General features: G+C 61.3%; 19 protein-coding genes. 16 read left to right on the top strand and 3 right to left on the bottom strand.

Going from position 1 to position 20,414, the window contains the following annotated elements; translation table 11 throughout:
• Positions 1-193 precede the first annotated feature (193 nt).
• The 4 genes from bioB to CFE428DRAFT_RS11375 all read left to right on the top strand — a co-directional run bounded on the left by bioB (position 194) and on the right by CFE428DRAFT_RS11375 (position 3,569).
• Positions 194-1,168: a biotin synthase BioB gene (gene bioB, locus CFE428DRAFT_RS11360; protein WP_006979677.1), complete on the top strand. Its 975-nt coding sequence runs from the start codon at positions 194-196 to the stop codon at positions 1,166-1,168.
• A 12-nt stretch (positions 1,169-1,180) separates the two neighbouring features.
• A complete protein-coding gene (locus tag CFE428DRAFT_RS33455; protein WP_006979678.1) occupies positions 1,181-1,609 on the top strand; it encodes a hypothetical protein in 429 nt (142 codons plus the stop codon).
• A complete protein-coding gene (locus tag CFE428DRAFT_RS11370) occupies positions 1,606-2,682 on the top strand; it encodes a GNAT family N-acetyltransferase (RefSeq protein WP_006979679.1) in 1,077 nt (358 codons plus the stop codon). Before CFE428DRAFT_RS33455 ends, CFE428DRAFT_RS11370 begins: the two co-directional genes overlap by 4 nt.
• A 242-nt stretch (positions 2,683-2,924) precedes the next feature.
• Complete coding sequence (locus tag CFE428DRAFT_RS11375; protein WP_006979680.1) at positions 2,925-3,569, top strand: hypothetical protein; 645 nt, start codon at positions 2,925-2,927, stop codon at positions 3,567-3,569.
• 311 nt (positions 3,570-3,880) lie between these two features.
• On the opposite strand, the gene CFE428DRAFT_RS11380 is transcribed toward CFE428DRAFT_RS11375, so the two are convergent.
• A complete protein-coding gene (locus CFE428DRAFT_RS11380) occupies positions 3,881-4,879 on the bottom strand; it encodes a J domain-containing protein (RefSeq protein WP_131990171.1) in 999 nt (332 codons plus the stop codon).
• 196 nt (positions 4,880-5,075) lie between these two features.
• Complete coding sequence (locus CFE428DRAFT_RS11385; protein WP_006979682.1) at positions 5,076-6,452, bottom strand: hypothetical protein; 1,377 nt, start codon at positions 6,450-6,452, stop codon at positions 5,076-5,078.
• A 366-nt stretch (positions 6,453-6,818) separates the two neighbouring features.
• Between CFE428DRAFT_RS11385 and CFE428DRAFT_RS11390 the strand changes: the two genes are divergently transcribed.
• The 10 genes from CFE428DRAFT_RS11390 (at position 6,819) to CFE428DRAFT_RS11430 (ending at position 17,650) form a co-directional block, all read left to right on the top strand.
• Positions 6,819-8,150 carry a DEAD/DEAH box helicase gene (locus CFE428DRAFT_RS11390; RefSeq protein WP_006979683.1) on the top strand — a complete coding sequence of 444 codons (1,332 nt, stop codon included), beginning with the start codon at positions 6,819-6,821 and terminating at the stop codon, positions 8,148-8,150.
• A gap of 421 nt (positions 8,151-8,571) precedes the next feature.
• Positions 8,572-11,601 (top strand): PSD1 and planctomycete cytochrome C domain-containing protein, encoded by a 3,030-nt coding sequence (locus CFE428DRAFT_RS11395; RefSeq protein ID WP_006979684.1) that lies wholly within the window; start codon positions 8,572-8,574, stop codon positions 11,599-11,601.
• A 155-nt stretch (positions 11,602-11,756) separates the two neighbouring features.
• Positions 11,757-13,082, top strand: coding sequence for a DUF1501 domain-containing protein (locus tag CFE428DRAFT_RS11400; RefSeq protein WP_006979685.1), 1,326 nt, complete (start codon positions 11,757-11,759; stop codon positions 13,080-13,082).
• Entirely contained in the window at positions 13,048-13,248 is a 201-nt protein-coding gene (locus CFE428DRAFT_RS40755; RefSeq protein ID WP_337442678.1) for a DUF1501 domain-containing protein, read from the top strand. The genes CFE428DRAFT_RS11400 and CFE428DRAFT_RS40755 overlap by 35 nt, the downstream gene beginning before the upstream one ends.
• A 277-nt stretch (positions 13,249-13,525) precedes the next feature.
• Positions 13,526-14,071 (top strand): GbsR/MarR family transcriptional regulator, encoded by a 546-nt coding sequence (locus tag CFE428DRAFT_RS11405; RefSeq protein ID WP_006979687.1) that lies wholly within the window; start codon positions 13,526-13,528, stop codon positions 14,069-14,071.
• 68 nt (positions 14,072-14,139) lie between these two features.
• Positions 14,140-14,538, top strand: a complete 399-nt coding sequence (locus tag CFE428DRAFT_RS11410; RefSeq protein ID WP_006979688.1) for a hypothetical protein — start codon at positions 14,140-14,142, stop codon at positions 14,536-14,538.
• 9 nt (positions 14,539-14,547) lie between these two features.
• Positions 14,548-14,994, top strand: coding sequence for a thiol-disulfide oxidoreductase DCC family protein (locus CFE428DRAFT_RS11415; protein WP_006979689.1), 447 nt, complete (start codon positions 14,548-14,550; stop codon positions 14,992-14,994).
• Position 14,995: 1 nt separating this feature from the next.
• On the top strand, positions 14,996-15,949 hold the full coding sequence (locus tag CFE428DRAFT_RS11420; protein WP_006979690.1) for a TIGR01777 family oxidoreductase: 954 nt from the start codon (positions 14,996-14,998) through the stop codon (positions 15,947-15,949).
• Between the two features lie 772 nt (positions 15,950-16,721).
• Positions 16,722-16,916 carry a DUF2905 domain-containing protein gene (locus tag CFE428DRAFT_RS11425; RefSeq protein ID WP_202797410.1) on the top strand — a complete coding sequence of 65 codons (195 nt, stop codon included), beginning with the start codon at positions 16,722-16,724 and terminating at the stop codon, positions 16,914-16,916.
• Positions 16,913-17,650, top strand: a complete 738-nt coding sequence (locus CFE428DRAFT_RS11430) for a hypothetical protein (RefSeq protein WP_006979692.1) — start codon at positions 16,913-16,915, stop codon at positions 17,648-17,650. The genes CFE428DRAFT_RS11425 and CFE428DRAFT_RS11430 overlap by 4 nt, the downstream gene beginning before the upstream one ends.
• A 25-nt stretch (positions 17,651-17,675) precedes the next feature.
• Here the strand turns inward: CFE428DRAFT_RS11430 and CFE428DRAFT_RS11435 are convergent, their stop codons facing one another.
• Positions 17,676-18,902, bottom strand: coding sequence for a saccharopine dehydrogenase family protein (locus CFE428DRAFT_RS11435; RefSeq protein WP_006979693.1), 1,227 nt, complete (start codon positions 18,900-18,902; stop codon positions 17,676-17,678).
• A gap of 227 nt (positions 18,903-19,129) precedes the next feature.
• Between CFE428DRAFT_RS11435 and CFE428DRAFT_RS11440 the strand changes: the two genes are divergently transcribed.
• Together CFE428DRAFT_RS11440 and CFE428DRAFT_RS11445 are read left to right on the top strand one after the other, a co-directional pair.
• Positions 19,130-19,795, top strand: a complete 666-nt coding sequence (locus tag CFE428DRAFT_RS11440) for a hypothetical protein (RefSeq protein WP_131990173.1) — start codon at positions 19,130-19,132, stop codon at positions 19,793-19,795.
• A gap of 85 nt (positions 19,796-19,880) precedes the next feature.
• Positions 19,881-20,039 carry a hypothetical protein gene (locus CFE428DRAFT_RS11445; RefSeq protein ID WP_157447483.1) on the top strand — a complete coding sequence of 53 codons (159 nt, stop codon included), beginning with the start codon at positions 19,881-19,883 and terminating at the stop codon, positions 20,037-20,039.
• Positions 20,040-20,414 lie beyond the last annotated feature (375 nt).

Below are 20,414 nucleotides of genomic sequence, written 5' to 3' on the forward strand. Positions count from 1 at the left end.
TCAAATTAGGGGGATTTCTGCTCTGGGATCCTCTTAATCTTAATCTTAATCGTAATCTTACTCCCCTCTGCCGCGCAGGTCGGAAGAGGGATTACGATTAAGAGAACGATTAAGATTAAGAAGCGGACCACCCGCCGCTTCGCCGCTCAATCCACTGGACACGCCGCTCTGCCGTCCGCATCGTAAGCGCCGCATGACTTTTGCCGAGCTACGCGCCATTTACGATCAGCCCTTCTTCGACCTCATCCAGCAGGCCCGCAACGCCTACCTCAGCCACTGGAAGGACAACGAAGTGCAGCTTTGCACCCTGCTTTCCATTAAGACCGGCGGCTGCTCGGAGGACTGCGGCTACTGCGCCCAGAGCTCGCGCTACAATACCGGTGTGAAGGCCGAGAAGCTCATGGAGACCGAGGCGGTGCTCGAGGTGGCGAAGCGCGCCCGCGAGAATGGCTCCACGCGTTTCTGCATGGGCGCGGCGTGGAAAGGCGTGCGCGATGGCGACGCGAAATTTGAGCAGGTCCTCGGCACCATCCGCGAGGTGAGCAAGCTCGGGATGGAAGTGTGCGTGACCCTCGGCCAGCTCTCGCTCACCGAGGCCCGCAAGCTGAAGGAAGCCGGCGTGACTGCTTACAATCACAACATCGACACTTCGCCCGAGCATTACGCGGAGATCGTCACCACGCACACCTTCCAGGATCGCGTGAATACCATCCAGGCTGTGCAGCAAGCCGGCATGGACGTCTGCTGCGGCGGCATCATCGGCCTGGGCGAGACGACCGACGACCGCCTCAAGATGCTCGAGGTGCTGACCAATTTCGACCCGCAGCCGGAGAGTGTGCCGATCAATTGCCTCATGGCCATGCCCGGCACCCCGCTGGAAGCGCAGCCACCGGTGGATGTCTTCGAGATCGTGCGTCTCGTCGCCACCACACGCATCGCCATCCCGAAGGCCAAGGTCCGTCTCAGTGCCGGTCGCACCCGTCTCTCGCGCGAAGCGCAGGCGCTCTGCTTCTTCGCCGGGGCGAACAGCATCTTCTACGGGGACAAACTCCTCACTGCGAAAAACCCGGGCGTGGACGAAGACCAGCAACTCCTCGCCGACCTCGATCTCACGCCGCAGAAGCCTTTCGCCACGGAAGAGACGAAGGCCATGGCCTGCCTCGCGTAGGCCCTCCAAATCATGTCGCGGCAGGGCGTTCGGATCGTTCTTCTTTTCATCCTGCTGGGCGTTTCCTGGTACTTCGGGAAGCCGCAGAATTCCGCAGTCTCCAGCCCCGCACCGGCGGCCGGCGTTAGCGCATCCGCGCGCCAGACATGGGGCCGGCCGGAAACGTTGCCGGATCACTTCGCGCGCCACGGACACGATTTCGGTGCGCGCACTCCCGATGACTACGCCGCCCAGGCGCGCGCCTTCCTCGAGCGCGCCAAGACCAGCGGCCTGCCGGCGAAGCGCGACCGCAATGGCGACCTGCGCGTCTACGATCCGGCCACCGATACCTTCGGCGCTTACAATGCCGACGGCACGACGAAGACGTTTTTCAAGCCGGGCAATCCCGGCTATTTTGATCATCAGCCCGGCGAGCGGGTCGATCTACGCGCGACGAAATGAAACACCTTTGCCCCGTCTGCGGTTGGCCGGAATTGAACGCCCCACCGTATGACGAGGCAAGGAATGGCTCTTTCGAAATCTGCCCGTGCTGTGGTGTCGAGTTCGGTTACGACGATGCGGCCAGGGGCCAGACCCTCGAGCAAACCCGCGCCCGCTGGATCGCCGGTGGCATGAAATGGTGGAGCACCTCGCGCCCCGAGCCGAAGAACTGGGATGCTACACGGCAACTCGCGCGCGCTGCTTCGGCAAACGATCCCGCCTCTGCCGGGCCGTTGGTCGCGATGGTCGGTGATCGCTGCGAGGAGATCGAGGCGGACTTCACCGCGGAACGGATGCAGGGCATCTGGGATCGCGAGGGCAATCCGCACGGTATCGATATCCGGCCCTTCGGTTCCGCGCGGGCTTTTCTGGCCAGCGGCTTGTCAGCCATGCGCATGTTCAATCGCGTGCTCAACTTTCGGCACGATGAGGTGATCCATCTGGAGGCCATTCTCGCTTACTACAGTGCAGGCGGAATCTCGCCGGAGTTCGAGATCCATCCGCATGATGGCTGCGAGATGGTTTTCGAGCATCTCGCGGCCCACGGCTTTCGGCAGACCGGTTTTCACGCCGCCTTTGTGGGGGTGAGCCTTTCCCCCCAAGCGATCCCCGGCCACATTGTCGTCAAACCGGTGCGCACGCCGATGGAGTTCGAAAGTTTCCTTGATGCCTATCTGCGCGGTTGGAAAGTCGACCCGCTCTATCTGCCGGGCGCGCGGGCCAATATGGAATTCTGGCAGCGCTGTCCGCACTGGCGCCTCTACCTCGCGGAAATGGACGGGGTGGTCGCCGGGGTCGGCATCGTATTCCTGCAAAAAGGCGCCGCTTATCTGACCAATGCGGTCGTGCTCGACGAATTCCGCCGCCGCGGAATCCAATCCGCGCTCATCGCCGCGCGCGTGCGAGACGCCGCCGCCGCCGGTTGCCAGACGATCTACGCCCACGCCGCTTGGGATTCCGCCAACCACCGCAACCTCCTCCGGAGCGGCCTGCAACTCTGCTACACCAAAGCACTTTGGGGCCGGGCGGGGTGAGGATGAAGGATGAAGGATGAAGGATGAAGGATGAAGGATGAAGGATGAAGAGGTACGTTGCCAGCAGCGGGCCTCTTATTCTCCCAAGCCGCGTAGCGCAGTTCACTTCATTTGCCCCCGTTTGCGCCATGGGCGTCTCGCTGCGCTCGGCTTTCCGCCTTCATCCCTCATCCTTTTCCCCAGTCGCCGTGCCACCGATTTTCCCTTGTCCCCGTAGTGCGTAGCGCTACGTTGGCGGCCCTATGAAATTGTCCCCCCTGGTGGTTTTGCTGATCGTCGCACTGGCGGCCCCGTTTGGCGCCTACGCGAAAAAAGGCAAAGGCGGAAAGGAACCCCAGGCGACTCCGATTCCGCTCCCCGCCGCAGCAGATCCCGTGGCGGCGCTCTCCCCCTATATCATCAACCTCGATCAATTGCTCGCCTTCGATCGCCCGGCCGCCACGGCGAAGCAGCCCCTTTTCACCGAAACCCCGGGCCTGCTCCTCACGCTCCGGCAACAATTCGTCGCCGCGGCTGCCAGTGCGCCGCCGGAAAAACAGAGCCTCTACGCCAACGCGGTGAAGACCGTGGATTTGATCAGCGCCGCTCTCGACGATCGCACCAAGGCGCTGATGAATCTCAAGAGTTCGCAAGCGGTAGGCACCTCCAGCACGCTGGAGCAACAGTCCCGCAAGGACAACCTCGCCCAGGGCATTCGTGGCGATGGCATCGGCAAGGCCGAAGCCGTGGCCGTGGAGCGCGGCCGTGAAAAGCAGCAAATCAAACGGGCCGACGGTCGTGCGGGAGCCAGCGGCAACGCCATGACCTCCATGGCTGTGAATCAATGGACCCAGCGTTCGACGGAATGGCGCCAGCGGATCGCGGCTTCCTACTCGCAGGTGAAGTAAGGCGCGAATGAAAGTGGCAGCGGCTTCCAACCGCTGATGGGATTGGAGTGGCTAGGCGAAGTGGTATGGCGCTTGGGTGGATCGCGATCTCCGAGCGCGATCGGTACCCACCCGCGCGTAGCGCCTCACTTCAAATCCTTAATCGTTAATCGTTGATTCTTAATCCTTAATCCTCATCCCAGCGACCGGGATTAAGATTAAGGATTAAAGATTAGGACTCGGAGTTGGACACCTCTGGTGTGCCGTCGTCAGCACGCCACACGGAGATCGGCTCCATCGGCCCTCCGTTCACGGGCTTCGTGCTGACGCGATCAGTAACTGAACTCTTCCTGCTTTGCCTTCGGCGGGCGGCGTCCTTTTTTTGGCGCAGTCCATTGCTCGACGAGCGCTTCGAGCTGGCGGAGCTGGTCTTCGTGCCACGCGAGCGTGGTTTCCATCTCGCGCCGCAGGCGCGACTCTGTTTTCGAGCGATCGTTCTGCCGGGCGAAATTCCACGCCGGATCTTTCTTCGCGCTCTGCAGCGTGCGCTGCAGCGCTTTAAAGGCACTGCGCAACTCGGCCAGGACCGAACGCATCTGGAACAGGCTGGTATGGTCGCCGGTGGTGTTTGATTGGATGTCGGTGAAGGCGAGCAGCATTTCGAGCCGCTCGACATTGCCCGTGGCGTAGGCCTCCTGCACTTCGTGCCAGAGCGAGGAGACTTCGGTATTGCTGTCCGCGCGCATGTCGGGATGCAGCCGGCGGACCAGCAAGCGATAAAGCTCCTTCACGCGATCCTTCGGCGATTTCGGCGGCTCGGGAGCGAAATCCGGTTCCGGTTCCGCGCGCCAATTGGGCGGCGGTCCTTCGGAGCGATCATGGCCGAGAATCTTGGCCTTAAAGTCCGCGAACATCTTCTCGTACTGCCGGTCGCTCATCCGATCCGGATTCATCCCCAGAAACGTGCGGAGAAATTCCTCGAAGAGCAGCTCCTGGGTAAACTCGTCCAGCTCCTCCTCTTCGTCCTCTTCGAAGCGGGCGTAGTCGTCCTCCGGCGGCGGCGTTTTGGTGCGCGCCTCCTCGTCGGCGTCCGGATGATCGCGCCGCTTTTGCACGCGCGTGTAGGCCGCGCGATAGCTGCGTGTGCCGCTGAAAAACATCTCCTGCTCGACCTCCATGACGAGTTTCTCCTTCGCGCGCACGAGATCCTCGATCTCGCGAATACGGCTCAGCAGCGGGCCAAAGGTGGACGCCTTCCAGCGCTGAAATGCCGGCTGATCCTCGCGCTCGAATCGCCGCCACTCCGCGCGCGCTTTTTCCAGGCGCTCCATGGCGCGGCTGCATTCCGAGGCGGTCAACTTCCGGAGTGGCGCCTGATCCACCCACACCATCTCCCAATTTTTCGGTCGCCGGCGCGGTGCCGCCTTTTTGGGAGGGGCAGGCTGGGGATTTTTCCGTCTCGGCATTGGTGGATCATAAACAGCCCCGCGCAAAACGCGAGAGCCGGTGCGGAAATTTTCCGCGAAATCAATTTGCGCTTTGTACCTTGGCTTTCTGCGAGGTGTAGTAGTCGCGCCAGGCTTTGTCATTCGCTTGTTCGATGACGTGTTGGTCCTTGGCTGTTGCGCTGACGATGAAGTAGTGGTGCTTGGCGAAGTAGTTCGCATTGCCATTCGACAGCAAATTGATCCCGCTGTCTTTCATCCACGGCACCGGCGTCTCTTGATTGATGAATTCAGGCCATTTGGCCAGCTGTGCTGCGGTGGTGGGCGGGACGAGATACGTCCGTGTGGAAGAAGGCTTTTCCATATAGCGGGGAGACCACTGGACTCCATGCTGGTCTATCTGTGCCACGCAATCGCTGAGGTCGGCGATGGTTTTTACGGCTTCGAAAAGCGAAACGTCGTCCGCCGTATAGGATATTTTGGGAGGCCAGCCCGGGTTTTCCGTCTGGCCTCGTGCCCTGATCATGACGCCGCGCTTCGAACCTCCGCTCTCGTGATCGTGCTGAATGCTCAGCTTGGTGAGTTGGATGCCGGCGAGGTACAGATCGACATCTTTCAAGTCCAGCTTGCGTAGGCGGATGGTGCGCAGTTTTCTCGCCGTATCGGTCTCAGCGTTCCTCCAATCGGAAACGCCCTCCCGGGGCGGACCCTCGATCACCTTCGGGAACTTCGGGCTGGGCACGGGAAAAGTCGATGCCGGGCGATCGGTCGCGAGGATCTTCCGGATTGCCCCAAATTGATCTTCCGTCGTATGGACGGTGAGACGCGCGGCTTTGCTATTGAGCGTGGCCGAGGCGCCCGCGGGCAGTTGGAGACCGTTGCTGGCGAGATACGCGGCGAAGTCCTTTTTCATTTCTGCAACATGTTCGGTGTGGCCGAGCTGATCTTCCCGCGCGAACGCCGGGAAGAAATCAACCGGGATGCGAAACTCGTGGGTGAACATCGGCTCCGGCTCGCCAACGTCGACGATATGAATGCCATCCTGCCTGAAGGATAGTTTCGCGTTCGACAACCCGACCACGTAACGCAGGGCCTCGAAGATCGGGATATTGGTCAAGGAGACGGTGACGCGGCGCTCTCCTGTGGAGGGCATGGGGTCGCCGCTATTCGCCGCATCGCCATCGCCCGGAGCGCTCGGTCCGAATTGCGGGTCTTCGACGATAAGAGGATACCCTGGACCCGGGAAGGCGGTGGACCTCAGTTCGACGCTCTTCTTCTTGAGGAAGTCGACTGCCTCTCGCAGTGTGGCCTCACGAAAGTCGAGCTTTGGGATGACAATGTGGGAGAGAGCCCGTTTGAGTTGCTTTTCGGTGAGCGGCGGCTTTCTCGACTTTTCTGCCGCGATGATGTTGGAGCTGGCCATCATGGCGAGAAAGAGCAGAAGGAAGGGGGCTTTCACCGCTGCGATTTTAGCCTGTGTTGGTGAATTCGCGCAACTCAGGGAACCAGCGTCGCGCCAAGGTCGAGCGCGATCTTCGAGCGCGATGGCTACCTACGCGCGCGCAGCCCTCATTTTGCTCTTAATCGTTAATCCTTAATCCTCATCAGCCGCCAAGGATTAAGGATTAAAGATTACGACTCAGAGTCGGACTCCGACTCTCCCTTCATCGCCTGAAATCAGAAACTTCCGTTGCTATTCCGCATATTCCGGCGATAGTCCGCGCCCCTCCGGTTCACTTGTCGGCGAAGTAGCAGATCGCCGTCCGATGGTGCGAGCGAGTCTCCACCATTCCGCAATCCGCAATCCTACTTCCGAATTCTACTTATGCCTTTCGCCGCTCTCGGTCTCGAACCCCGCCTGCTCTCCGCTCTCAAGGACGCCGGTTACACTGAACCCACGCCCATTCAGGGCGCCGCCATTCCAAAGATTCTCTCCGGCTCGGACGTAATCGGCATCGCCCAGACCGGCACGGGCAAGACCGCCGCTTTTGTGCTGCCGATGCTCCAGCTTCTTGCCAACCGACCGCCGGTGAGCGGAAGGAAAATCCGCGCCCTCGTCCTGGCGCCCACGCGCGAGCTCGCCGCGCAGATCGAGGAAAACGCCCGCGCGTACGCCCGTTATGTGCCCTTCCGCATGGCGACGATTTTCGGCGGTGTGGGCGAGCGTCCGCAGATCCAGGCGTTGCGCGATAACGTGGAACTCATCATCGCCTGTCCTGGCCGTCTGCTCGATCTCATGCAGCAGCGCCACGGCGATTTCACCGGGCTCGAATTCCTCGTGCTCGACGAAGCGGACCGCATGCTCGACATGGGCTTCCTGCCGGACATCCGCCGCATCGTGAAGCAGTTGCCGCGCAAGCGCCAGACGCTGCTCTTTTCCGCCACGCTCTCGGGCGAAATCGAAGCGCTCACCCACGAGTTTCTCCATAACCCCGCCACCGTCCAGGTCGGCCGCCGCTCGAATCCCGCCGAGACGGTGACGCAGGTGGCGTATGAAGTGCCCAAACATCTCAAGCTCGCGCTGCTCGCCGCGCTGCTGAACGAGCCCGGCATGGAAAGCGTGCTCGTCTTCAGCCGCACCAAGCACGGCGCCGACCGCATCGCGCGCAAGCTCGAGTCCAGTGGCATCAAGAGCGCCACGCTGCATTCCAACCGCACGCAAAACCAGCGCCTGCGCGCGCTCGCCGCCTTCAAGGCCGGCGAGGTGCGCGTGCTCGTGGCCACCGACATCGCCGCGCGCGGCATCGACGTCGACGGCATCTCGCACGTCATCAATTACGATTTTCCGATGACCAACGAGGACTACGTCCACCGCATCGGCCGCACCGGCCGCGCGAATGCCGTGGGTGACGCGCTGAGCTTTGTCTGCCCCGACGAACACGGCGACCTGCGCAGCCTCGAGCGCTTCATCGGCCGCGGCCTGCCGCGCCGCCGTCTCGATAATTTCGACTATTCCGGCCCCGCGCCCGCTGAACCGCCGCGCCCACCGCGTGGCCCGCGCCCGCCGCAGGGCGGAGGCCGGCGTCAGGGAGCGTCCGGTGGCGGCCACTCTCATCAAGGCCAGGGCCGCGGCAACGACGGCGGATCCCGTGGCGGCGGCCAGCGCCGCGGAGGCGGCGGAGGCGGCCGCTCGCAACGCTCGCGCGGCGGGCGGTAGGCTGGCCGAAGCAGAGTTCGCGAGATAGAAACGCTTGCGTTGTGGAGTGCGGCGCTGCTGCGCCGCTTTGGAAAATCGCGGAGCGATGCGGGCATTGCGTTTACGCGAGGATCACGAACTGTTGAGGGACAGGCCAAGATGCCCGGGTCATTTTGCGTTTATCGAAAAGCTGCGCGGCAGCGCAGCACTCCAAAACGCAAGCGTCCATGGCTCACGCTCCGAATTCGTAAAGAACGGGACCGCGAATGGACACGAATCCGCGCGAATAAAAAGAAAGAGCCGTCGCTTCCTTTCTTCGCGTTCATTCGCGGTTTTCTCCGGAATACGGCTGGCAGCTGCGGGAGTTTCCCTTTTCGGTGCCGGCAGAGGCCTCCTAAGATTCCGCCATCGGGAAAGTTAAATTCCCGATAGGGCTTTGCCTATGCGTTTTCCCCCCTCCATATCCGCATTCCTTCTGGCGACCGTCGCCGTGCCTGCTTCTCTATCCGCGGCGGGCAAGGTGGATTTTGACCGCGATATCCGGCCGATCCTGGCGGAGAATTGCACCAACTGTCACGGGCCGGATGAGCGGGACCGCAAAGGGAAGCTGCGGTTCGACGTGCGCGACGATGCGCTCCAGGAGCACGAGGGCGGCATTCCCATCGTGCCGGGGAAGCCCGAGAAGAGTGAACTGATCGAACGCGTTTATTCCACCGACAAGGACGACGTGATGCCGCCGCCGAAGTCGAACAAGACGCTCAAGGCGGAGCAGAAGGATTTGCTGAAACGCTGGATCGCCGAGGGTGCGGAATACCGGATGCACTGGTCCTTTGAACCGGTGAAAGCGTCGCCGGTGCCGGAACTCGCGAAGCCGATCGCCGGTGCGGTCGATCTCCAGGAATGGGCGGGCAATCCCATCGATCATTTCATTCTCGCGCGGTTGAATGCGGAAGGCATCGCGCCTTCGCCGGAGGCGGATCGCCGCACGCTGGCCCGCCGCCTTTCGCTCGATCTGCTCGGTCTCCCGCCGACGCCGGATGAAGTGGAGGCGTTTGTCAGCGATGCTGCGCCGGACGCCTACGAACGGCTGGTCGATCGGCTGCTCGCCTCGCCGCATTTCGGCGAACGCTGGGGACGTCACTGGCTCGATCTCGCGCGCTATGCGGATAGCGATGGCTACGAGAAGGATCTCGCGCGGCCATATGCGTATCTGTTTCGCGATTGGGTGATCGCGGCTTTCAACCGCGACCTGCCGTTTGATGAATTCACTATCGAACAGATCGCCGGCGATCTGCTGCCCGACGCCACGGAGCAGCAGAAGATCGCCACGGGATTTCATCGGCAGACGCTGACCAATCGCGAGGGCGGCGTGGACAAGGAAGAATTCCGCTGCAAGGCCACGGTCGATCGGGCGAGCACGACCGGCGAGGTGTGGCTGGGGCTCACCCTCGGATGCGCGGAGTGTCACTCGCACAAGTTCGACCCGATCAGCCATAAGGAATTCTATCAGTTCTACAGTTTCTTCAATAATGCCTCGGAGCGCGATATCCCGGAGCCGACACAAGAGGAACTGGCCACGCATCAAGCGGCGATGGACGGGTGGCAGAAGAAACACACCGAACTCGAGCAACCGCTGCAGGCATATCTGGGGAAGATCACCTCGGACACTTTGGCTGAGTGGGAAGCCACGCTGCTTGTGCCCGCGGAACACTGGACGGTGCTGCCGCCGACGCGCCTGGCCGCGATCATGGAAGGGGCCGAGGAGCAATTCACGGCGCAGAAGGATGGCTCGATCATCGCGCGCTCGCGGGACTCGGTGCGCACCCGCTATCGCATTGCTGTGGCGCCCCCGCGCGGGACCACGGGCTTCCGCCTGGAAGCGCTCGCCGATCCGGGGAAAAATGTCGGCAGCGGGAAGGATGCCGCCTTCGGCTTGTCGGAATTCTACGCCACTATCGAACTGCGCGGTGGGGAAACGAAGCGCGTCAACTTTGTCCACGCCGCCGTCGATTTTGCGGATGACCCGAAAGGCGCCGAGCACATCATCGACAATGACCGGACCACGCACTGGACGGTGAAGAAGCAGCCGAAGTCTTCGCACGTGGCCGTGTTTACTTTGCCGGAGCCGCTCGATCTGCCGGAAGGCGCGCGCTTCGAACTGCACGCGGAATTTTTCACCGAGGGCGTGATGTCACATTTCCGGATTGCGGCGACGACGGATGCGGGCCCCTTTACGCCGGACCTGACTCCGGATGAGATTCTCGCGATTGTTCGCACCCCGGGCGAAAAGCGCACCGTCGCCCAATGGAAAGCGCTCACGCATTATTACGCGGTGGTGGCGGACGACGAAGGGCGCGAGCTCAACGCTGCGGTGCTCGCGCATGACGCGCAAAAGCCTGTGCTGAAGCCGACCATGGCGCTGGTGATGGCGGCGGATCGGCGCTCCACGCACATCCATATCCGCGGTGATTTCCTGCAGAAGGGCGACGAGGTGCAGTCGGGCACGCCGGCCTTTCTGCCGCCGTTGCAGCCACGCGGTGCCACCGCCGATCGTCTCGATCTCGCGCGCTGGTTGGTGTCGTCCGCCAATCCGCTCACGCCGCGGGTGCGGGTCAACCACATCTGGCTCCATCTCTTCGGCCGTGGCCTGGTCGCCACGGAAAATGACTTCGGCACCCGAGGGGAAAAGCCGTCCCATCCGGAATTACTCGATTGGCTGGCCGAGGACTTCCGCTCGCATGGCTGGAGCCAGAAGCGGCTGATCAAGGAGATCGTCACGTCTGCAGCATATCGGCAATCTTCGAACTGGCGGACGGACCTCGCGCAACGCGATCCGCTCAACGTGCTGCTCGCCCGGCAGGGCCGCTTCCGCCTGGAAGCCGAGGCGGTGCGCGATGTGAATCTCGCGGTAAGTGGATTGCTGAATTCGAAGGTCGGCGGGCCCAGTATCAAGCCGCCGCTGCCGCCGGATCTCGCCGCGCTGTCCTATGCCGGCGGCTTGAAGTGGACCGAGAGCCCGCTTGCCGAGCAGTACCGCCGCGGGATGTACATCCATTTCCAGCGCACGGTGCCTTTCCCGATGCTCATCACTTTCGATGCCCCGGAATCGAACGTCGCCTGCACCCGGCGCGAGCGCTCGAACACGCCGTTGCAAGCGCTCACGTTGCTCAACGATCACACCGCCGTGGAATGCGCGCGGGGCTTGGGTCGGCGCTTGTCGGTGCAGACCGGCGGCGTGCCGGACCAGATTCGTTATGGCTTCGAACTGGCGATCGGCCGCCCGCCCGAGCCCGCGGAGATGGCGCGCTTGCAGCAGTTCTGCGATCTCCAGACCAGAGCCTTCCGCGACGATCCCGAAGCCGCACGTCAATTGCTCGGTGGAAAATACGACGGAGACCCCGTCGTGCCCGCCGCCTTGGTCGCGGTCAGCCGTGTCCTGTTGAACCTCGACGAACTCATTACCCGGCCCTGAATTAGTTGAGAGTCATTAGTTGAGAGTTGAGAGCCACGCGTGCACCTGCAAAACGCTTTTAAAATGAGAACCCGCGAATCACGCAAATCACACGGATTGAAATCCTCCATTCGTGTAATCTGGGTGATTCGCGGGCCAAACCCTGACGCCAAGCCATGAAACCCGATCTCGATCTCGAGGAGCTGCTTAAACTCACCCGGCGCGATTTTTTGACCACCAGCGCCAGCGGGATCGGCGGTCTCGCGCTCGCTTCCATCCTCGGCCAGAACGGCTTCTTCGCTCCGGCGGCCCGCGCCGGGACTGGGCCGATGGCGGTGCACGTGCCGCATTTCCCGGCGAAGGCCAAGGCCTGCATTTGCATCTACATGGAAGGCGGCCCATCGCAGATGGATCTCTTCGATCCGAAGCCGAAGCTGGTCGAGCTCGACGGCCAGAAGCTGCCGGATTCGATGACGAAAAACGTGCGCTTCGCCTTTCTGCAAAAGGACACCGCGCGGATCATGGCCAGCCATCGGAAATTCGAGAAGCACGGGCAGAGCGGCATGGAGTTCAGCGACCTCCTGCCGAACCTCGCCAGTTGCGCGGACGACATCTGCATGATTCGCTCGATGCACACCGAGCAGTTCAATCATCACCCCGGGCAGATCATGATGAATTGCGGATCGCCGCTCATGGGCCGGCCGAGCATGGGGGCGTGGGTAACCTATGGCTTGGGCAGCGAGAGCGACAATCTGCCCGGTTACGTGGTGCTTACTGCCGGGCGCGGCACCAGCGCGGGCGCGCAAAATTGGGCGAGCGGCTTTTTGCCGACCAGTTACGCAGGGGTGCTCTTCCGCAGCCAGGGCGATCCGGTCCAGAACCTGAGCAACCCGCCGGGTCTCAGCGCCGAGATGCAGCACTACGGCATCGATGCCATCAAGGACCTGAACGCGCTGCATGAAAAGACCGTGGGTGATCCCGAGATCGCCGCCCGCATCGCCTCCTACGAGCTGGCCTTTCGCATGCAATCCAGTGCCCCGGAGTTGATGGATATTTCCGGCGAACCCGAGGAGGTGAAAAAGGCCTACGGCATCGACCGCGAGGAGCCGACGATCAAGGCCGCGCGGGGTGGGGGAGTGGGCTCCTACAAGACCTTCGCCAAAGACTGCTTGCTCGCGCGGCGCCTCGTGGAGCGCGGGGTTCGCTTCGTGAATATCTTCCACGCGTCGTGGGATCATCACTCCAATCTGGATGTCGAGCTGCCGTGGAATGCCGGCATGGCCGACCAGCCGATCGCCGCTCTCATCAAAGACCTGAAGCAGCGCGGCTTGCTCGATACCACGATGGTCGTCTGGCTGAGCGAATTTGGGCGCACCCCGCTGGGCGAGAATCGTCCTGGTTACGCCCAAGGTCACCGGCCGCGACCATCACCCGTTTGCCTTCACATTGTGGATGGCGGGTGGCGGGGTGAAAGGTGGAACAGTCATCGGCGAGACCGATGATATTGGCTGGGGCGTAGTGAAGGATCCCGTGCACGTGCACGATTTGCACGCGACCATTCTGCATCTCTTCGGCCTCGATCACGAACGGCTGACTTACCGGTTCCAGGGACGTGATTTCCGGCTGACGGACATTGCGGGGAACGTAGTGCAAGCTGCGCTGGCTTGAGATGCCTCGCACGTAGCGAAGCGTTCGTCCTCCAACCCGTCATTCTGAGCTTGCGAAGAACCTCTGATCTCTGCCTTTGCTTCACTCGTTGGGAAGGCGCTGGTGCGGCGTCTCGACTGAGCGCATGACGTAAGCTGCCGGCGGGAGATCAGAGGTCCTTCGCAAGCTCAGGATGACGAGCTTTTTTGGGGCGGCCCGAGAGCCGCTTTTCATCCCCCACCCATATCATTTTTTCACTTGCCAAAATCGTATTTTCACAAAATACTGAAAATACGAAATGGACAAACAATCGAAACCCACGAGCGCTGCGGAGGCCGCTCAACTGGCGGCGGCCCGGGACGAGTTTGTCACCCAGTGGGGGGCGATCGGAAATTCCTGGGGCATCAACCGCACCATGGCCCAGATCCACGCGTTGCTCATCATCACTCCCCGGGCTCTGACCACGGATGAAGTGATGGAGGATCTCAAGATCAGCCGGGGGAATGCCCATACGAACCTCCGCGAGTTGGTCGGTTGGGGGCTCGTTCGCAGCGTGGTCCGCAAGGGCGAACGCAAAGAGTATTTCGAAGCCGAAAAGGAGGTCTGGAAGATGTTCTGTATCATCGTCCGCGAGCGGAAACGCCGGGAAATCCGGCCGGCGATCAATGTCCTCAAGGACTGCATCGAGCGGGTGGACGACCTGAAATCCCCCGAAGCCAGGAGCTTCGCCGCACAGACCAAGGCGCTTTCCGATTTCATGGAGATGGCCGATGGCGTGCTGAGCAAAGTTGTGCGTTCCGAGCAAAGCACCATCGTCCCTTGGGCGCTGAAGTTCCTCAAATAACCGGTCTTTTTATTTACCGCTAATTTTCAAAAAATACTGAAAACACAGAAAGAAAGGAAAATGAAACCATGAACTATACCGTCACCACCTACCTCTGCTACCTCGTCATCAGCGTCAGCCTCACCGTCTGGGTGGCGCGGACACTGCACAAGAACGGCCGCCTGTTCCTGGTCGATGCTTTCCACGGCAACGAAGCGCTGGCCGATTCCATCAACCACCTGCTGGTCGTCGGCTTTTATCTCATGAACATCGGCTACGTTTCGCTGGCGCTGAAATACGGCGACAAAGCGGCCGATCTCCAGCAACTCCTGGAGGCCCTGAGCACCAAGGTCGGCCTCGTTCTGCTCATCCTCGGTGGCATGCACTTCTTCAACCTGTATGTCTTTTCGAAGATGCGGAAACGCGGCCTGCTGCACAGCGCCCCGCCGCCAATCCCGCCGCAGGCTTACACTCCGGTCGTGGAATGAGGTCGCACCATGAGAAGGCTCTACATTCTCTACGACACGCATTGCGAATTGTGCCGGCGGTGCCGGGTATGGCTGGGGCAACAACCGACCTTCGTCCCGCTCGTCTTTTTGCCTTTCGATTCCGCGGAAGCGGGATGCCGATTTCCGCACCTCGAGGAGTTGCATCCCGACAAGGAGATCGTGGTCATCAGCGACGCTGGTGCGGTCTGGCAGGGAGGCGCGGCCTGGGTGATGTGCCTGTGGGCCTTGCAGGAGTATCGCGAGTGGTCGCAACGCCTCGCGCACCCGGCGCTGCTCTCACTGGCCCGGCGGCTCTGCGAGGTGGTCTCGGCGAATCGTTACAAGATCTCGCGGTGGCTCAAGGGTGCGCAGACGCACGAAGACCTGCGCCGCAAACTGGAACTCTTTCCCGCACCGCCACCCTGCGCGCCGGGCGGCTATTGCAAGACTCGCTGAAATGAAAATCGTGATTCCAGGTGGTTCGGGACAGGTGGGAACGATCCTCGCCCGCGCGTTTCACGGTGAAGGCCACGAGGTCGTGGTCCTGAGCCGCCGGCCGAAATCCGCCCCATGGCGCTCCCTGCCGTGGGACGGCGAGAAACTGGGTGCGTGGGTCGCGGAATTGGATGGGGCGGACGTGGTGATCAATCTCGCCGGCCGCAGTGTGAACTGCCGCTATCACGCGCGGCAGCGGCGCGAGATCATGGATTCGCGAGTGAAGTCCACGCGCGCGGTGGGTGCGGCCATCGCGTGCGTGCGACATTCGCCCCGAGTCTGGTTGCAAGCCAGCACCGCCACGATCTACGCGCACCGCTACGATGCGCCCAATGATGAGGCCACCGGCATCATCGGTGGCTCCGAGCCCGATGTGCCGGAGACCTGGCGATTCAGCATCGAGGTCGCGCAGGCCTGGGAACGCACTTTCGATGAGGCTGACACGCCAGCCACACGCAAGGTGAAGCTGCGCTCGGCCATGACGATGAGCCCCGATGCCGGCGGCATCTTCGCCACGCTCTCCACGCTGGTCCGCTGTGGCCTCGGCGGGGCGGCGGGCGATGGACGGCAGTTCGTCTCGTGGATTCACGAGGAGGATTTCATCCGCGCCGTTCATTGGTTGATCGCGCATGAAGAGATCGATGGCGTGGTCAATCTCGCCGCGCCGAATCCGTTGCCGTATGGCGATTTCATGCGCGCACTGCGGACGGCGTGGGGTGTGCCTTTTGGACTGCCCGCGCCGGCGTGGCTGCTGGAGATCGGCACCTGGTTGCTACAAACAGAATCCGAACTCGTGCTGAAAAGTCGTCGCGTCGTTCCGGCACGCCTGCAGCAGGCCGGATTTGAGTTTCGCTACGCGGATTGGCCGGTGGCGGCGCACGTGTTGTGCAACGCTGTCCGACAACGGGGCTCGTAGAAGACTAGTCGTGTGAATATGAATATCGTAACTTCCAGGTGGTTTGGAAAATGAGACCGAGAAGCAGGCTTGCGGTGACGCTATTGTTCCTTCTCATCGTCGGTATTTCGCTTGGCGTCACTCTCATCTTCACGACCTGCGGTGCAATGGTCGTTCATGCGATTCATCCCTGACGCGGTATTGGACAAGCCGATCTGGACCGAGCAAACATGGATGAGGGCGCGTATGCCTCTCGTAATGCAATGCCCGCATCGCTGCGCGATTTCCCAAAGCGGCCCAGCGGCCTCAGCATTATCCCCATCTTTGCGCGGTGTTTTGACGTCGAAGGAGATGGCGCCACTGGGAGCGGCGACTTCCCAGTCGCTGACCGAAAAAACCGATGCGCGCAGCGCCTCTCTTTTGAGGGCGTCGCTCCGCGACGCAGGGGTTTTCTAGAAAGTCGCCCCTTCCAGTGAGCCACGGCCGTGTTACCTTGGTCCTAAACCCGAGAAAAGATGTGGGTAATGCTGAGCCTGCTGCGCCGCTTTTCGATGAGCGTAAGATATCCGGCGATCCCGCCAAAATTCGTCTGCCTCTCGTGACGCAATGCCCGCATCGCTCCGCGATATCTCAAAGCTGCGCGGCAGCGCAGCACCAAAACGCAGGCGTTCCTCACCCGCTCTTTCTGGATTCGTGAACGCTCCCACTTCTTCCGCAACAACCGCACGCTCCAATTTCATTGCGACTTCAGGCGCCTCGGGCCAGATATGGAGTCATGCAAGATCTCGGCAAAATGGTGTTCATCCTGGGCCTGGTCCTGGTGATCGCCGGCGCCATTCTTTGGAAGACCGGCGGCCTGGGCGGCTTGGGGCAACTGCCGGGGGATATCTTCGTAAAAAAGGGGAACTCGACGTTCTATTTCCCGATCGTCACGTGCATTATCATCAGCTTGGTCCTGACGTTGCTGAGCTGGCTTTTCCGGAAATGAAAACGGTGGATGAGGAGAAGCTGCGCGGTCGGCTGTTGATGAGGGTTCGCGGTCATTTGCGCCGGCGAGGACTCGCCCGCGGCATTGTCAGCGGCATTATGTTTGTCACAGCGCTGGCAGGTTTTTTGGCATCGGTGCTGTTGCTCAAAATGGGCGTTGGGCAGATGTGGTTGCGCTATCCGCTGGCAGTGCTGATCGCGTGGGGTGCTTTCCTCGGCCTGGTGCGGGTCTGGGCGGAATTGGAGCGCTCGACTCTGCGGATGGATGAAGAGTTGGCCGGAACGGATCTCCACCGTGATGATCCCGTCGTAGTGCGAAAGTCCACCTGGCGCGGACCGGCACCGGAGTGTGATCTGGAAGAGTGGAGGGGATGGAACCGAGTGATGGATTTTTTTGGCACGTTTTTGGAGTTAGAAGGATGCCTCGCCGTGGCGGCCATTGTCGCCGCAATCGCCATGGCGGTGGGAGCGGCAGTGGCGATCGGTGCCATGATCCTGCAAGCGGAAGCGTTGCTCGCCGAAGTCTTGCTCGATGCGGTGCTGATCACCGCGCTGTACCAGCGCCTGCGCAAGAAGGAGATCGATTGGTGGACGGGCGGCGTTCTTCAGCAAACGACCAAGCCCGTGCTGCTGATCATGGGCAGTCTGGTTATCGCCGGGATCTTCGCGCACTGCTATGCGCCGGAGGCCCATTCGGTGGGCGGGGTCTGGCGACATTGGCAAATGATGCACTGACCGTCGTCAGGCCAGCTTCCCGCATTCACATCCGCTCCACCTCCCGTTTCTCCACGAAAATCTCCAGGCCTTCGCGGGAGAAGTTTTCCATGAACGGCTCGGGATCCATCGCTTCCGGCATCATCACGCCGCGTTCCTTGATCTTGCCGGTGACGAGCAATCGCGCGGCCAGGGCCGGGGGAATGCCCGTTTGCACGACGGTCAGCGAATAGCCCCATTTTTCATAAGCGTCGCGATGGCTGTCCATGGTGTAGATGAAATACTCCACGCGCTTGCGCTCCTTCGTGCCGCAGACCTCGGTGCCCACGCAGGAGTAGCCATCGACGGTTGCGCCGAGTTGCGCGGGCTTGGGGAGATTGGCCGTGGCCACGCGGATGGGCGCGACTTCCACACCGTCCACTTTCACTTTCTTCCACGTGTCGAGATTCAGCAGATCGATCGACTTCGCGACATTCACCATTTGGTCGGAGATGGCATATTTGAAAACCGAGTATTTCACGCCCTTCTCCACGAAGGGTGGATAGATGCCGAGCGAGACGCCTTCCTCGTGCGCCACGGCATAGGTTTTCTGCAGGCCGATGGGATCAGGGAAGCGATACCAGTCGACCTCGGCTTCGAGCGGCCGGCCACCGGTGACCTTGCCGTCTTTGACGAAGTAGGGATTGGCGTTGAGCTCTTCAAAAAGTGTCTCGGGCGAAAACAGCACGGCGAAACGGTAACCGCGCACCTCGGCGTTGTCCGCGTCGAGCACGCGAATGCTGCTCGCCGTGTCGAGACGATCCATCGCCCAGCGCGCGAAGATATTCACCGCGCCCGGGTCGCAGCCGAGGCAGAGCAGACCGGCGAGATCTTTCTCGAGATAGAATTGGTGGAATTTCTCGATCTCCGCCTCGAAGGAATTCTTGAGCGCTTTCTTCACCCCAGGCGCGGAGTAGATATCCGCCGCCATGTCGATGTAATGCGAGCCGGCGCGATGGCAGGCTTCGAGGATGGAGTAGTTGGTGTAACAATTGCAGCCATTGAGCGTGACCGCGATTTTGTGCTGGGTCATGGCAGCGGCGACTTTCGCCGTTTCCATGGCGTTGAGTTGCAGCACTTCGAAGCGGCTGCGTTTGGTGGCGTTGTGCAGGACCTGGGCGTAAGTGGGGTCGATGTCCGCGAGAAAAATGCGGTCGAAGCAATCGTAGTCATGGAGCTTGCGCCCGATGACGGAGCCCACCCCGCCGAGACCGATGACCAGTGCGTTTGGCATAAAGAGGGTGCCGCCAACTCCGGCGGCTCGCCGGAATATAGCCCCGGGAGGCGTATTTTGGCAAGGAACGGACCCTTCGGGCTGGTGACAAAGCGTCCGTGGATTGTTAGCGGATCGCTTTTCGAAGTGGCCGGAAAGGCGACCGCCCCCCGTCCGCATGGCGATCCTTGGTTAGCGGGAGACGCTCTGTGCGACTCACCTGCGACCAACCAACTACACTTATGAAAATGAACCACGCTTTGATCATCAGCACCACGATGGCTTGTCTCAGTCTGGGCACGGCCATCGAAGTGCGCGCACAGGAAGCAGTGGTCCGGACGACCACCACGCGTAACATCGGCACCGTCACCGAATTCGGGCCGGAAGGGATGGTCATCCATTCCGACACAGCGACTGCGCCGCTGCGTTACGGCTTTACCAAGACCACGACCTATGTGGATGAAGACGGCCGGCCGGTTTCCATCGAGCAGGTGAGGGCGGGCACGCCGGTGACAGTGGAGTACGCCCGGGAAGGCGATCGACTGATCGCCAACCGCGTGATCGTCCGGAAGACCGTGACGCCTGAGGGCACGGTGATCGAGAAAAAGACTGTCGTCCCGGGAGATACGGTCGTCGAAAAGAAGCGGACTATTCTGCCACCGGGCACCGTCATGAGAGACGGGCGGCCAGTGATCCCGGATGGCGTCGTCGTCGAAAAGAGGGAGCCCGCCGTGGTGCCCGAGGGCACCGTGATTGAAAAGAAAGTCGTGCCGGTCGTGCCCGCGGGCCGGGTGATTGAAAAGAAGGTCGTGCCGGTTGTGCCCGAAGGCCAGGTGATTGAAAAGAAGGTGCTCCCGGACGGAACGATTATCGAAAAGAAGACGACGACCACTACCACAACCGAGAGGCGGTAAACCTTAGCGTGGGCGGGAAGGCGGCGTCATACACCGTCCTTCCCTGCCCCTGCGAATGCGGCTCTCGCTCACGCCATTCATTTTCATGAAAGCGAAAACCATTCTCCTCATCGTGAGTAGCGCCTTGCTCCTGGCAGCCCTGCCCGCATGCGAAACAACCGAGCGGACGACCACGACGACCACGGAGGAAACGACCGTGCAGCACCCGGTCACCACGGAAACGCGGACGGTGCGCACTTACTAGGTTGAGTCGACATCTGCTGTAGAGCCAGTGCTTGTGGTGGTGACTGAGGGCTCGATTTGTCCTCGCATCTTCTACCGCGACCACGGAGTCGTCGCGGGTAGGCCAGCACCTGTCCCGGGTAAGGAATATACCGAAAGTCGGACCGTGGGAATTTTTGGCCCGTCGCTGTTTGGAGTGGGTGGCTTACGAACTTCCTATGCTCGCGGTGAAATCATCGCAGTAAGCGCGAAGCGCCCCAAAAAAAGGTCATCCTGAGCGGAGCGGGGAAGCATGGGCGGAGTCGAAGGACCTCTGATCTCCGTGGGTTTTCGTGCGGAGCCGAGTGGCGGTGTAGCGGAGTTGAGATACACGCGTTACTGTTATTCGCTATACCAT

Source organism: Chthoniobacter flavus Ellin428, from assembly GCF_000173075.1.
Classification (GTDB): domain Bacteria; phylum Verrucomicrobiota; class Verrucomicrobiia; order Chthoniobacterales; family Chthoniobacteraceae; genus Chthoniobacter; species Chthoniobacter flavus.

What these genes read in the sequence shown, in the direction of transcription:
- bioB (WP_006979677.1), top strand. Translation starts at nt 194, where the DNA reads ATGACTTTTGCCGAGCTACGCGCCATTTACGATCAGCCCTTCTTCGAC.
- CFE428DRAFT_RS33455 (WP_006979678.1), top strand. Translation starts at nt 1,181, where the DNA reads ATGTCGCGGCAGGGCGTTCGGATCGTTCTTCTTTTCATCCTGCTGGGC.
- CFE428DRAFT_RS11370 (WP_006979679.1), top strand. Translation starts at nt 1,606, where the DNA reads ATGAAACACCTTTGCCCCGTCTGCGGTTGGCCGGAATTGAACGCCCCA.
- CFE428DRAFT_RS11375 (WP_006979680.1), top strand. Translation starts at nt 2,925, where the DNA reads ATGAAATTGTCCCCCCTGGTGGTTTTGCTGATCGTCGCACTGGCGGCC.
- CFE428DRAFT_RS11380 (WP_131990171.1), bottom strand. Translation starts at nt 4,879, where the DNA reads ATGGAGCGCCTGGAAAAAGCGCGCGCGGAGTGGCGGCGATTCGAGCGC.
- CFE428DRAFT_RS11390 (WP_006979683.1), top strand. Translation starts at nt 6,819, where the DNA reads ATGCCTTTCGCCGCTCTCGGTCTCGAACCCCGCCTGCTCTCCGCTCTC.
- CFE428DRAFT_RS11395 (WP_006979684.1), top strand. Translation starts at nt 8,572, where the DNA reads ATGCGTTTTCCCCCCTCCATATCCGCATTCCTTCTGGCGACCGTCGCC.
- CFE428DRAFT_RS11400 (WP_006979685.1), top strand. Translation starts at nt 11,757, where the DNA reads ATGAAACCCGATCTCGATCTCGAGGAGCTGCTTAAACTCACCCGGCGC.
- CFE428DRAFT_RS11405 (WP_006979687.1), top strand. Translation starts at nt 13,526, where the DNA reads ATGGACAAACAATCGAAACCCACGAGCGCTGCGGAGGCCGCTCAACTG.
- CFE428DRAFT_RS11410 (WP_006979688.1), top strand. Translation starts at nt 14,140, where the DNA reads ATGAACTATACCGTCACCACCTACCTCTGCTACCTCGTCATCAGCGTC.
- CFE428DRAFT_RS11415 (WP_006979689.1), top strand. Translation starts at nt 14,548, where the DNA reads ATGAGAAGGCTCTACATTCTCTACGACACGCATTGCGAATTGTGCCGG.
- CFE428DRAFT_RS11420 (WP_006979690.1), top strand. Translation starts at nt 14,996, where the DNA reads ATGAAAATCGTGATTCCAGGTGGTTCGGGACAGGTGGGAACGATCCTC.
- CFE428DRAFT_RS11425 (WP_202797410.1), top strand. Translation starts at nt 16,722, where the DNA reads ATGGTGTTCATCCTGGGCCTGGTCCTGGTGATCGCCGGCGCCATTCTT.
- CFE428DRAFT_RS11430 (WP_006979692.1), top strand. Translation starts at nt 16,913, where the DNA reads ATGAAAACGGTGGATGAGGAGAAGCTGCGCGGTCGGCTGTTGATGAGG.
- CFE428DRAFT_RS11435 (WP_006979693.1), bottom strand. Translation starts at nt 18,902, where the DNA reads ATGCCAAACGCACTGGTCATCGGTCTCGGCGGGGTGGGCTCCGTCATC.
- CFE428DRAFT_RS11440 (WP_131990173.1), top strand. Translation starts at nt 19,130, where the DNA reads ATGAACCACGCTTTGATCATCAGCACCACGATGGCTTGTCTCAGTCTG.
- CFE428DRAFT_RS11445 (WP_157447483.1), top strand. Translation starts at nt 19,881, where the DNA reads ATGAAAGCGAAAACCATTCTCCTCATCGTGAGTAGCGCCTTGCTCCTG.